Origin of the sequence: Leucobacter sp. USHLN153 (assembly GCF_037145615.1) — a bacterium.
Classification (GTDB): domain Bacteria; phylum Actinomycetota; class Actinomycetes; order Actinomycetales; family Microbacteriaceae; genus Leucobacter.
Window position 1 is genome coordinate 218,276 of the sequence record NZ_JBBCXE010000001.1, and the last position, 11,764, is coordinate 230,039.

The 11,764-nt window shown below is 69.3% G+C and carries 14 protein-coding genes; 7 read left to right on the forward strand and 7 right to left on the reverse strand.

The window, feature by feature from the left end:
- Nucleotides 1–19: 19 nt before the first annotated feature.
- The 3 genes from fmdA to WFH00_RS00985 form a co-directional block, all read right to left on the reverse strand.
- A complete protein-coding gene (gene fmdA / locus WFH00_RS00975) occupies nucleotides 20–1,273 on the reverse strand; it encodes a formamidase (protein WP_336658673.1) in 1,254 nt (417 codons plus the stop codon).
- 62 nt (nucleotides 1,274–1,335) lie between these two features.
- On the reverse strand, nucleotides 1,336–1,575 hold the full coding sequence (locus tag WFH00_RS00980) for a zinc ribbon domain-containing protein (protein WP_336658674.1): 240 nt from the start codon (nucleotides 1,573–1,575) through the stop codon (nucleotides 1,336–1,338).
- 40 nt (nucleotides 1,576–1,615) lie between these two features.
- Nucleotides 1,616–2,284 carry an AmiS/UreI family transporter gene (locus WFH00_RS00985; protein WP_336658675.1) on the reverse strand — a complete coding sequence of 223 codons (669 nt, stop codon included), beginning with the start codon at nucleotides 2,282–2,284 and terminating at the stop codon, nucleotides 1,616–1,618.
- Nucleotides 2,285–2,462: 178 nt separating this feature from the next.
- Here WFH00_RS00985 and modA point away from each other — a divergent pair, with 178 nt between their 5' ends.
- Genes modA through moaA form a run of 3 tightly spaced genes read left to right on the forward strand, consistent with a single transcriptional unit; the run spans nucleotide 2,463 to nucleotide 5,312 of the window.
- Nucleotides 2,463–3,359, forward strand: coding sequence for a molybdate ABC transporter substrate-binding protein (modA, locus tag WFH00_RS00990; RefSeq protein WP_336658677.1), 897 nt, complete (start codon nucleotides 2,463–2,465; stop codon nucleotides 3,357–3,359).
- Entirely contained in the window at nucleotides 3,356–4,171 is an 816-nt protein-coding gene (locus WFH00_RS00995; protein WP_336658679.1) for an ABC transporter permease, read from the forward strand. Before modA ends, WFH00_RS00995 begins: the two co-directional genes overlap by 4 nt.
- 28 nt (nucleotides 4,172–4,199) lie before the next feature.
- Nucleotides 4,200–5,312 carry a GTP 3',8-cyclase MoaA gene (moaA, locus tag WFH00_RS01000; protein WP_336658680.1) on the forward strand — a complete coding sequence of 371 codons (1,113 nt, stop codon included), beginning with the start codon at nucleotides 4,200–4,202 and terminating at the stop codon, nucleotides 5,310–5,312.
- A gap of 4 nt (nucleotides 5,313–5,316) precedes the next feature.
- Here moaA and WFH00_RS01005 read toward each other — a convergent pair whose 3' ends face one another.
- Both WFH00_RS01005 and WFH00_RS01010 read right to left on the reverse strand, forming a co-directional pair.
- Entirely contained in the window at nucleotides 5,317–5,730 is a 414-nt protein-coding gene (locus WFH00_RS01005) for a molybdenum cofactor biosynthesis protein MoaE (protein WP_336658682.1), read from the reverse strand.
- A complete protein-coding gene (locus WFH00_RS01010) occupies nucleotides 5,727–6,932 on the reverse strand; it encodes a ThiF family adenylyltransferase (protein ID WP_336658684.1) in 1,206 nt (401 codons plus the stop codon). Before WFH00_RS01010 ends, WFH00_RS01005 begins: the two co-directional genes overlap by 4 nt.
- A gap of 76 nt (nucleotides 6,933–7,008) precedes the next feature.
- On the opposite strand from WFH00_RS01010, the gene WFH00_RS01015 reads away from it, so the two are divergent.
- Genes WFH00_RS01015 through WFH00_RS01030 form a run of 4 tightly spaced genes read left to right on the forward strand, consistent with a single transcriptional unit; the run spans nucleotide 7,009 to nucleotide 9,545 of the window.
- Complete coding sequence (locus WFH00_RS01015) at nucleotides 7,009–7,254, forward strand: MoaD/ThiS family protein (RefSeq protein WP_336658685.1); 246 nt, start codon at nucleotides 7,009–7,011, stop codon at nucleotides 7,252–7,254.
- A gap of 2 nt (nucleotides 7,255–7,256) precedes the next feature.
- On the forward strand, nucleotides 7,257–8,516 hold the full coding sequence (locus WFH00_RS01020; RefSeq protein ID WP_336658686.1) for a molybdopterin molybdotransferase MoeA: 1,260 nt from the start codon (nucleotides 7,257–7,259) through the stop codon (nucleotides 8,514–8,516).
- Nucleotides 8,509–9,024, forward strand: a complete 516-nt coding sequence (moaC, locus tag WFH00_RS01025; protein WP_336658687.1) for a cyclic pyranopterin monophosphate synthase MoaC — start codon at nucleotides 8,509–8,511, stop codon at nucleotides 9,022–9,024. The genes WFH00_RS01020 and moaC overlap by 8 nt, the downstream gene beginning before the upstream one ends.
- Complete coding sequence (locus WFH00_RS01030; RefSeq protein ID WP_336658688.1) at nucleotides 9,021–9,545, forward strand: MogA/MoaB family molybdenum cofactor biosynthesis protein; 525 nt, start codon at nucleotides 9,021–9,023, stop codon at nucleotides 9,543–9,545. The genes moaC and WFH00_RS01030 overlap by 4 nt, the downstream gene beginning before the upstream one ends.
- A 131-nt stretch (nucleotides 9,546–9,676) precedes the next feature.
- Here the strand turns inward: WFH00_RS01030 and WFH00_RS01035 are convergent, their stop codons facing one another.
- Entirely contained in the window at nucleotides 9,677–11,128 is a 1,452-nt protein-coding gene (locus tag WFH00_RS01035) for an NCS2 family permease (RefSeq protein WP_336658689.1), read from the reverse strand.
- Nucleotides 11,129–11,297: 169 nt separating this feature from the next.
- Nucleotides 11,298–11,669 (reverse strand): FKBP-type peptidyl-prolyl cis-trans isomerase, encoded by a 372-nt coding sequence (locus tag WFH00_RS01040; protein WP_336658690.1) that lies wholly within the window; start codon nucleotides 11,667–11,669, stop codon nucleotides 11,298–11,300.
- Nucleotides 11,670–11,764 lie beyond the last annotated feature (95 nt).

Consider the following 11,764-nt stretch of genomic DNA (forward strand, 5'->3'; position numbering starts at 1 on the left):
CTCTCGTGCGCGGAGCGCGCTACTTATTCGCCGCTACCGGCGCCCCGATGCCGGGATCGATCTGGAACGGCCCCGCTGACGACGGCCGCGGATCGAAATCGAAGATCTCGACCGGCAGGTACACCGTGGAGCAGGAGTTCGGGATGTCGACGACACCCGACAGGCGGCCCTCGATGGGTGCGGCACCGAGCAGCAGGTAGGCCTGCTCGGGGCTGTACCCGAACTTCGTGAGGTAGTCGATCGCGTGGAGGCAGGCGCGCTGGTACGACAGGTGCGAGTCGAGGTAGCGCTGCTCGCCGTCGAGGGTCACGGAGGTGCCCGAGAAGGCCAGCCAGTGGCTGTAGTTCGGCTCGACGTTGCCGGGCATGAAGATCGCGTTCTCCGAGACACCGTAGGTCTCCATGCCGCCCTTGATGATGTCGACGCGCAGGTCGATGAAACCGCCCATCTCGATCGCGCCGCAGAACGTGATCTCGCCGTCGCCCTGCGAGAAGTGCAGGTCGCCCATCGAGAGGTTCGCGCCGTCCACGAACACCGGATAGAACACGCGGGAACCCTTGGTGAAGTTCTTGATGTCCTGGTTGCCGCCGTTTTCGCGGGGCGGCGCGGTGCGAGCGGCCTCCGAGCCGACGCGACCCCATTCGTCCTTCGGCACCCCGCCGAGGATCGCGTGTTCCGCCTCGGGCGGGAGCGCGAGGGGCGGCACGCGGTCCGGGTCGGTTGCGATCAGCGCGCCCTCTCGGTTGTTCCAGGTGGCGAGGAGGTCGGCCGAGGGCGCGGTGCCCATGAGGCCCGGGTGGATGATGCCGGTGAACGACACCCCCGGGACGTGGCGGGAGGTCGCCGTCTGACCCGCGAAGTCCCACACCGCCTTGTACGCGTCGGGAAATTGCTCGGTAAGGAATCCGCCGCCATTATTGCGGGAGAAGATGCCGGTGTAGCCCCAGCCCTGACCTGCGAGCGGTCCCTCCTCCTGCGGGATCGGCCCCACGTCGAGAATGTCGACGACCAGGAGGTCGCCGGGCTGTGCGCCCTCGACGCGGAACGGACCGCTCAGGGTGTGGACCGTGAGCAGCGGCGCGTCGAGGATGTCCTGCGCCGAGTCGTCGTTGACGATCGCGCCGTCGAACCACTCGCGGCAGTCCACCCGGAAGCTGTCACCCGGCTTCACCGTTGCGACCGGCGGAATCTCGGGGTGCCAGCGGTTATGGCCCAGTTTCTCCTGCTCCGTGAACTTCTTGGACGAATCGAGCTTGAATACGTGTTCGGGCATCGTTCTCTCTCTTCATTCGTTCGTGAATCGGCACCTTCGCCGATCCAGGTGGATACGCGTTGTTACGACCTCGGCAGTTTCGCGTGCAGCGGGTTCGTCGTGACCTTCTGCGCTGCGCCCTTCGGTCGCGCGGGCAGACGGTCGACGACTTCCGGTTCATGGGCGCTCCGCGCCGTGCGGTCGATGAGCTGAAACGCCGAGCCGCCGGCGATCGACAGGTGCGGCGCGGTGATCGCGCGCTTCGCGGGGCCGCCGCACACCCGGCACTCGACGAGCCGCGGCACCTCGCTCATCGGGAACATCGCGTCGAAGCTGCACCCGGAAGCGCACCGAAATGAGTAGCTAGGCATTGGCACTCCTGCGTTCGTGTGAGGCTCTTTCTGCAGCCGTGGCGAGTGTGGGACTCGGGCCCGGTGCGGCCGGAGTCCGCATGCGACCGAGCATCGCGGAGAGTATGAGGAGCACGAGGAAGAGCACCGCGGCGATGATCCCCTCCATCGGGCCGGTCACGTAGGTATCCGAGAGGAGCATCATCGCGGGGACTGCCCCGGTGAAGATGCCCAGCAGTAGTGTGAACCACCCCGTCCACCGCGTGAGGCTCTCCTTCCCCAGCGCGAGCACCAGGAAGAACATGAACCACAGCACGGCCCATGAGAACCAGATCATTCCGAAGACCGGGTCGTCGTAGTTCGTGAACTGCAGGATCCCGTACACGACCGCGCAACCCGCCACGAACAGCGAGAACCAGCCGAGGCCGGATCCGTCTGCCCCCGTGAGTTGGTTCCAGGCGACGTAGAGGTACGTGAACCCGAAGAGATAGAGGCCGGAAGCCCCGAGGATCGTCGACGGATCCCCGTCGGCCTGCAAAATGATGAGCGTCGGGAAGATCACCTGCATACCCCCGACGAAGAGGTTCATCGCCGCGGCAGTCTTACCGGGGATGAGATCGAGCAGCATCAGTCCGTTAATGAACAGCACGGCCCCGACGTACAGCAAACCCACGTTACTCATGAACTTCCACCTTCGCTCCATTGCGTGAAGAAGCCGGGGGTCCGAGCGGGCCGCCCGCGTGTTCCAGGAGCGTCGCGCCACTCTGCGCGGTGCTCCTGCCTCGGACCGTACGCCGCTCCGACGCGGAAGTCAATGATTCGGTACAGAGGCAGCCAGGTGCAGCGTTAAGCTCTCGTGTGTGACGCATGTTCGGATCAGCGCGACGACGGGACCGGTGCGGTCGGAAGACGGCGGGCCGCAGCGAGACCGCCGACATCGCCGTCACCGCCTGCTCGCCTCGCTCGCTCTCGGAGGGGCGCTCCTCGCGCTCGCGGGCTGTAGCGGGAGTGCACCCGACGCGGCGCCGCTCGACGACACCGCCGCGGGATCCGACGAGCTGACCGGAACGCTCACCGTCTCGGCCGCCGCGTCGCTGCAGACCGCGCTCGAGCAGCTCATCCCCGCGTTCACCGAGGAACACCCGGGCGTCGCGTTCGCGAGCACGTCCTTCGACGGGTCCTCGGTACTCGCCACTCAGATTCTCGGAGGGGCGCCGGCCGACGTGTTCGCCTCGGCCGACGAGCGGAACATGGATCGCGTGGTGGAGGCCGGGCTCACGGCCTCCGATCCGCTGGTGTTCGCGACGAGTCGACTCGAGATCGCCGTCGCCCCCGGCAACCCGCTCGGCATCGAGACGCTCGCCGACCTCGCGACACCCGACGCCTCGGGTCACACGCCCCTGGTCGTCATCTGCCAGCCCGAGGTGCCGTGCGGCGCGGCCGCGCACCAGCTGCTCGATCGCGACGCAGTGAAGCTCACTCCGGCGAGCGAGGAACAGAACGTCACAGCCGTGCTCACGAAGGTGCGCGAGGGCGAGGCGGACGCGGGCCTCGTGTATCGCTCCGACGTGCTGAGCGCGGAGGGAGCCGTCGACGGCATCGCGATCCTGGGCGCGAGTGAGGCCGCAGGCGCCTACGTCGTCGCTCCGCTCGCCGGCTCGGCGTCGCCGGATGCCGCCCGTGCCTTCGCGGAGTCGCTCCGTTCGGACGACGCCCAGGAGCTCTTCGACGAGCTCGGATTCGGCCCGGCGCCGTGAGCTCGCGGAATGCCGGATCGGGGCCCGGCGTCGCAAGCGCGATCGTCATCCCGGCGGCGCTCGGCGGCGGCCTGCTGCTGCTCCCCCTGATCGCGCTCGTCAGCCGCATCGACTGGGCAGCGATCCCGAGCACCCTCGCCGCGCCCGAAACCACGAGCGCGCTCAGCCTCTCCGTGCTCACCGCGCTCGCGGCCACCGCCACGTGCCTCGTGCTCGGCGTGCCGCTCGCGGTGCTCATCGCACGCACGCACGGCTTTCTCGCCACCCTGCTCCGCGCGGCCGTCACGCTCCCGCTCGTGCTTCCCCCGCTCGTCGGTGGCCTGGCCCTGCTGTCACTCCTCGGCAGGGGCGGGCTCCTCGGCGATGCTCTGCTGAGCATCGGGATCCGCATCCCCTTCACGACGGTCGCCGTGATCCTCGCGCAAACTTTCGTCGCGCTCCCCTTCCTCGTCATCTCGGTCGAGGCGGCGCTGCGCAGCATCACACCGGTGTACGGAGAGGCCGCGATGACGCTCGGCGCGGGCTCATTCACGGTGCTCACGCGGATCACGCTGCCGCTCGTCGCGCCGAGCCTGGGCGCGGGCACGCTCCTGTGCTTCACCCGCGCGCTCGGCGAGTTCGGCGCGACTGCGCTATTCGCCGGCAACGCGGAGGGAACCACGCGCACGGTGCCGCTCGCGATCTACACGGCGTTCAACGGGGCGGGCGTGGCACAGGACACGGCGCTCGTGCTCTCGCTGATCCTCATCGCCGTCTCGGTCGTCGCGCTCATCGTGCTGCGGGGAGCTCCTGCGATCGATCGCGCGCGGTGATAGCCTGGGCCGTTCAGGAGGTGGGAACATGTCGCTCGACGCATCCCCGTTTCCGGACGAGCGGCTCGCAGGCGCGTCGTCCGATCGGACGACGAGCGGCGCGCGGATCCTCCCCTCGCAGGGGCTCGCGGATGCGCGCGGGCGAGCGCTTCGCGACCTTCGCATCTCGGTGACAGATCGATGCAACTTCCGCTGCGTCTACTGCATGCCGAAGGAGATCTTCGGCCACGACTACCAGTTCATGGACCGCGACGAGCTACTCAGCTTCGATGAGATCGAGCGAATCGCCCGAACCGCGGTCTCCCTCGGCGTCGACAAGCTGCGTATCACGGGTGGCGAGCCGCTGCTGCGGCGCGGCATCGAGGAACTCATCAAGCGACTCGCGGCGCTGCGCACACCGGACGGGCGTAAGCCGGATCTCGCGATGACCACGAACGGATCGGCGCTGCGGGTGAAGGCCGAGGCGTTGCGCGCGGCGGGACTCGACCGCATCACCGTCTCCGTCGATTCTCTCGACGACGCGAAGTTCCAGGCGATCAATGACGTGCGCTTCCCGGTATCGCGCGTGCTCGACGGTATCGCGGCGGCGGCCGACGCGGGTCTCGGCCCCATCAAGATCAACGCCGTCGTGAAGCGCGGCGTGAACGACGACGACATCGTGCCACTCGCCGAGCACTTCCGAGACCTCGGCTACACGCTGCGGTTCATCGAGTACATGGACGTCGGCTCCTCGAACGGCTGGGTGCTCGAAGACGTGGTTCCCTCTGCCGAGATCGTGGGGCGGATCGACGCCGTGCACCCGCTTGAACCCATCGCCGCGAGCCGACCCGGCGAGACCGCGAAGCGGTGGCGATACCGCGACGGGTCCGGCGAGATCGGCGTGATCTCGAGCGTCACGGGCGCCTTCTGCGGCAGCTGTACCCGCGCGCGAGTCTCCGCTGAGGGCAAGCTCTTCACGTGCCTCTTCGCGACGAGCGGCTTCGACCTCCGAGCGCTTCTTCGGGACGGCGTCAGCGACGACCAGCTGCGCGACGCCCTCAGCGGGGTGTGGCGCGTGCGCGACGACCGCTACTCCGAGATTCGCGCGGCCGAGACACCGCAGCAGCGCGAACGCGTCGAGATGTCTTACATCGGCGGCTGAAGCCTCAGAGCCCGACCCACTCGGAAGCACCGTCGTCGAAGTGCTGACGCTTCCAGATCGGCACCTCGTGCTTGATCCGCTCCACGAGCCGCTCGAGCGCGGCGAAGGCCTCGGCGCGGTGCGGCGCGGAGGCGGCAGCCACCAGGGCGGCGTCGCCGATCCGCAGCGAACCCACTCGGTGGATCGCGGCGAGCCGCAGCCCGCTCCGTTCGCCCTCGGAGGCGACGCACTCAGCGAGCAGCCGCTCCGCCTCCGGGTGCGAGCGGTAGTCGAGCGCGCGCACGCCGCGGCCCCCGTCGTGATCGCGCACGATGCCGTGAAACATCAACACCGCTCCGCACTCGTCGGCCTCGACCGCCGCGCGAACCTCCGCGTCGTCGATGGACATGTCGATCACACGGGCGAGCAGCTCGCTCATCGTTTCCTCCCCGGCGCGGCACCATCCGGGCCGCGCTCAATCAGCTCGGGGGCGAGCCGGGCGAAACCGTCGATCCCGCCCCTCAGGTACTCGACCTCGACCGATCCCTGCCGCTGCAGAGCGAGGGCGGCGCGCACCGAGCGCGGATCCTTTTCGCAGTAGAGCGTCACCGGGCCGGGCAGCGATACCTCCCCCGCCTCGATGTTCTCGACCGGCACCCACTCGGAGCCGCGGATTCGCCGCTCCTCGCGTTCTGGGGCGCTCCTCACGTCGATGAGGACGCGCTCGACACCGTCACGGATGCCAGCGGCGAGCGTCGGCCCGTCAATAGCAGTGAGCCGCGCTGCCTCGCCGTCGGTGCGAGCGGTGTTCGAGCTCGGCGCGATCCCGCACAGCAGCTCGTAGTCCACGAGCGCCGTGACGGCTTCGGCACTCGGGTCACGATTCACGCGCAGCTCGCGAGTGCGTGCGGTGAGCGCGTCGTACAGCAGCACGCGGCCGATCAGCGGCTCGCCGATGCCCGTGATGAGCTTCAACGCTTCGGTCGCGAGCAACGAGCCGACGGTGCCGCAGAGACCGGGAAGCACCCCGCCCTCGGCGCAGTTCATCACGGAACCCGGTTCGGGCGGCGTCGGGAACAGGTCGCGGTAGCCAGGGCCCTCGGCGTGCCACGCGACCCCCACCTGCCCGGAGTACTGCAGGATCGCGCCCCACACGAGCGGCGTCCGCGTGAGCTGCGCTGCATCGTTCGCGAGATAGCGCGTCGGAAAGTTGTCGCTGCCATCGATCACGAGGTCGTAGCCGCCGAAGAGCTCGAGCGCGTTCTCCGAGGTCAGGCGGAGGCGGTGTCGGTCGATGACGATCGCGGGGTCCATGGCGTGCACGGTCTCCGCGAGCGAGTCGACCTTCGCGCGCCCCACGTCGGCAGCACCGTGTGCGACCTGACGGTGCAGATTCGAGAGTTCGACGACGTCGTCGTCGATGATGCCGATGCGACCGACGCCGGCGCCCGCAAGGTACGGAACTGCCGCGCAGCCGAGACCGCCCGCTCCGATCACCAGCACGCGCGCCGCCGCGAGACGGCGCTGGGCGAGATCTCCGAAGCCGGGCAGCGAGATCTGCCTCCGCGCGCGACCAGCGGCTTCGGCACTCAACTCGGCCAACGGCTCCACGAGTGGCCCCGGTCGCGTGGGTTCGGTCATGCGTCCAGTGTACGAGCGCGCGGTCACACCCGACCAGGCCCTCTGGCCGGGGGTCGCGAGCGGCTAGCATGAGGGCATGGCCAGCATCACCGTCAGATACTTCGCGGCGGCCGCCGACGCGGCCGGCACGGAGCAGGAATCGCTCGAACTCGGGGCGGCGACGCTCGATGAGCTGAGCGCCCAGCTCTCGGATCGCTACGGAGCGGAGATGGAGCGCGTGCTCCGCTCGGGTTCGTTCCTGGTCGATGGCACGGTGCGCCGTGACGGCGGCGACATCGCGGGTGCCACGGTCGACGTGCTGCCCGCATTCGCCGGAGGGTGAGCGTGCGCTCCCACACCGAGCACGCCGAGATCGTGCGCGAGCTGCTGCGACCGGTGCTGGAGCGCACAGCGGCGTCGCGGCCCGAGAAGCTGCGGATCGCGGACCCCGAACTGGTGGGCCGCGTAGCGGCGTGCGACGTGCTTGCCGCGGTCACTCTCCCACCCTTCGACAACTCGCAGATGGACGGCTACGCCGTGCGCGCTGCGGATCTCTCGACCGACGCCGCCGGGCCGGTGACGCTTCCGATCGGTCGCACGACCGCTGCCGGGGACGCACCGATCCGACACGAGCCGGGCACGGCCGCGCCGGTGATGACGGGGGCTGCCATCCCGATCGGCGCAGACGCCGTCATTCCGATCGAACATGCGGATCCTCCGAGGTTCACCGAGCTGCGCCGCGCCGGGGGGCCCGCGCCGCAGGGCACCGTGAGCTTCTCGAGCGTCCCTGCTGCGGGGACGTTCGTGCGCCGGGCGGGTTCGGACCGTGAGCGCGGAGCGCAGCTGGTTGCGGTAGGACGGCGGCTGACCCCCGCGAGGATCGGTCTGCTCGCTCACGCCGGGGTGGTCGAGGTCGCCGTGCGGCCGCGGCTGCGGATCCTGCTCGTATCAACGGGCGACGAAGTTGCCGAGCCGGGTTCCGAGCTTGCCGCCGGGCGCGTGTACGACGCGAACTCCCCGCTGCTCGCCGCAGCGCTCCGTGAGGTCGGCGCCGCGGTCGAGTGCCGTCGGGTCGCCGACTCCCCCGAGTCGCTCCGCGCGCTCATCGCGCGCGAGAGCCCGAACTGCGACCTTATCGTCACCTCCGGCGGCATCAGCGCGGGAGCGTTCGAGGTGGTGCGCGACGCCCTTGAGCGCATCGGAGCGTCATTCGCGGGCCTCGCCCTGCAGCCGGGTGGGCCGCAGGGCTGCGGGGTGGTCGACGCGGGGGCTGGCCCGATCCCCGTGCTCTGCTTCCCGGGGAATCCTGTGAGCTCCGCACTGTCGTTCGAGCTCTTCCTGAGGCCACTGCTGCGCGAGTACGCCGGTGCCCGGGCCACTCGGCCGGTCGAGGAGCGCGCGCTCGCTCATGACGTCGAGTCCCCCGCGCAGAAGCACCAGGTGCGCCGCGGCCGCATCGACGCCGATGGCCGCGTCGTCGTTAGCGGACCCAGTTCCCACCTGCTCGCCGACCTCGCGGACGCCGAGGTGCTCGCCCACATTCCACGCGGGGTCTCCGGACTTCGCGCCGGAGACCACGTCGAAGTCTGGAGAATCGATGACTAAATCATCCCCCGCGGAGCACACGACCTCGGAGCACACGAGCTCCGACCTCACGCACCTGCGCTCGGACGGGAGCGCCCACATGGTCGACGTGACCGAGAAGGCGGTCACGAAGCGCACGGCACGAGCGGAGGCGTACGTCGAGACGCGCGCCGACGTCGTGGATCGGCTCATGACCGGGGACCTTCCGAAGGGCGAGGCGCTCGGCACGGCGCGGATCGCGGGCATCATGGCCGCGAAGCGCACCGCCGAGCTCATCCCGCTCTGCCACCCACTGCCCCTCACGAAGCTCGCCGTCGACTTCGAGCAGCACGGCGATCGCGTGCGCGTGGTCGCGAGCGTCACGACGCGAGGCGTGACAGGGGTCGAGATGGAGGCGCTCACGGCCGTGAGTGTTGCCGCGCTCACGCTCTACGACATGATCAAGGCCGTCGACAACCGCGCCGTGATCACGGGCACGCGCGTGCTCGCGAAGGCCGGCGGCAAGAGCGGCGACTGGAGCATCGAGTGAGCCCTGCGGCTCACGGCGTGGCGCCCGCGGACGCCCCGTCCCGCACCGCGCGAGTGATCGTGGCGTCGACGCGCGGCGCCGCGGGCGAGACCCTCGACACGACGGGGCCGGCGATCCGCTCGTGGCTCGCCGAGCGAGGCTTCGAGACCCCGCCTCCCCGCGTCGTCGCCGACGGCGCGCCCGTTGGCGCGGCCCTCGCCGAAGCCCTGGAACGCTCCGTGGACCTCATCCTAACGACGGGCGGCACTGGAGTCTCACCGAGCGATCGCACGCCCGAGATGGTCGAGCCCCTCCTGGACGTGACGATCCCGGGCCTCGTAGAGGAGCTCCGGCGGCGCGGCGCCCAGGCGTTGCCGAGCGCGGTGCTGACCCGCGGCGTCGCGGGCTTCGCCGGGCGCACGTTCATCATGACGCTCCCCGGCTCCCCCGGCGGCGTACGCGATGGTCTTGCGGTGCTCGAACCGCTGCTCGAGCACCTGCTCGCGCAGCGATCCGGGGCGCCGCGCGGCCAGCACGACTGAGCCCGGGATTCGCCACTCCGGCCGCACCGTGGTTTCGCGACGCGCGCCGATCCCCCGCGCGCGGCCCTGCAGCGGGCGTCCCGCTCGCTGCGATCCGCATCGCCCCGAGCGACCCACCCGCGCCGCGAGTGTCAGGCTCCCAGAGCAGCCTCGATCGGACCGCGGGCGAAGAACAACACAAAGCCCGCCGCGACCACCCAGAGCAACCAGTGGATGCGCTTCGCGTGGCCCGAGAACGCGTGCACCAGCACCCAGGCGACGAAGCCCGCGCCGATGCCGTTCGCGATCGAGTAAGTCATCGGCATGACCGCGACCGTCAAGAACACCGGCAGGAGCACGCGGAAGTCGGTGAGGTCGATGTGCTTGATCTGGGCCATCATGAGCGCGCCCACGATGACGAGCGCGGCCGCGGCGACCTCGGTCGGCACGATCTGCGTGAGCGGCGTGAAGAACATCGCGAGCAGGAACATGAGTCCGGTCACGACGTTCGCGAACCCGGTGCGCGCGCCCTCGCCGATGCCCGCTCCCGACTCGATGAACACCGTGTTCGAGGAGGAGGAGGTGAGGCCGCCCGCGATCGCGCCAACGCCCTCCACCACGAGCGCCGACTTCAAGCGCGGGAAGTCGCCCTGGGCGTCAGCAAGCCCGGCCTCGCGGGAGAGCCCGGTCATCGTGCCCATCGCGTCGAAGAAGTTCGTGAACAGCAGCGTGAAGACGAGCATCACAATGGTGACGGCTCCGACGCGGCCGAGATCGAAGCTGATCGCGCCGACGAGGCTCAGGTCCGGAATGCCGAACGGTGCGCCGTCGAGCGTCGGGACCGTAAGGCCCCAGCCGCCGGGGTTGTCGGTCGCAGCACCGAGGTGCCAGACCGCCTCGACGACGACCGCGATCACCGTGCCCGCGACGAGGCCGATGAGCAGGCCGCCCTTGACCTTCGCGGCCACGAGCACGCCTGTCAGCACGAGCGTTACGACGAAGATCAGCGTCGGGATAGTGACGACGGAGCCGCCGATGCCGAGCCCGACGGGCGGCGAGGAGCTGCCGGTTGACGTGACGAAGCCGGAGTTCACGAAACCGATGAAGGCGATGAAGAGGCCGATACCCACAGTGATCGCGAGCTTCAACTCGACCGGCACCGCGTCGAAGATCATGCGTCGGAGGCCCGTCGCCGCGAGGATCACGATGAGGACGCCATTGATAACGACGAGCGCCATCGCCTCGGGCCAGGTGACCTGCCCGACGACCGAGAATGCCAAGAACGCGTTGATGCCGAGGCCGGCGGCAAAGCCGAATGGCAAGCGGGAGACCAGACCGAAGAGGATCGTCATGACGCCGGCGGTCAACGCCGTGACCGCGCTCACGGCCGGGAAGGAGAGGGTGTTGCCCTCGACGTCGACCCCGCTCGTGAGGATGATCGGGTTGAGGATCACGATGTACGCCATCGTCACGAACGTGACGAGGCCACCTCGCACCTCAGTGCCGAAGGTCGAGCCGCGCTCGGTGATCTTGAAGAAGCGGTCGACACCTCCCCTGGGGGAAGCCTGCTGCTGCTCGTCCGTCACCTGCTGCGCCTCCGCCACGGGCCGCTCCAATCCGATGGTCTCATGTTCATTGAACAGAGAAACGGTACCACCGGCACGGTGCGGCTCGGAACGGGGCTGCGCATCGTCGTGCGCAGAAACGGCTGAGGGCCACTCGCAGTGCGAACGGCCCTCAGTGTTACGCCGAAGCGGCGCCCGAAAATTCGAGTTAGCTCACGCCAAGCAGATCGATCACGAAGATGAGGGTCTTGCCCGAGAGCGGGTGACCGCCCGACGTGCCGTACGCCTGAGCCGGCGGCACGATGAGCTTGCGGCGCCCGCCGACCTTCATGCCGGGAATGCCCACCTGCCACCCCTGGATGAGGGCGCGCAGCGGGAAGTTGATGGACTCACCGCGGTTCCACGATGAGTCGAATTCCTCGCCCGTGTCGTACTCGACGCCCAGGTAGTGCACGTCGACCGTCGAGCTGGCGAGCGCCTCCTCGCCGGAGCCCTCGACAACGTCAACGATCTGGAGCTCGGTCGGAGCCGGCCCCTCGGGGAACTCGATCTCGGGCTTCGTCTGCGGTGCATCAGTCATGGCTTCATTCTCTCCGAATTTGCGGCAAACCCGCCTCTGCGTTCGCCCAGAGGGAAACTTCGCGCGCGCGGCGCCGAACTGTAGCACCTCTCGCG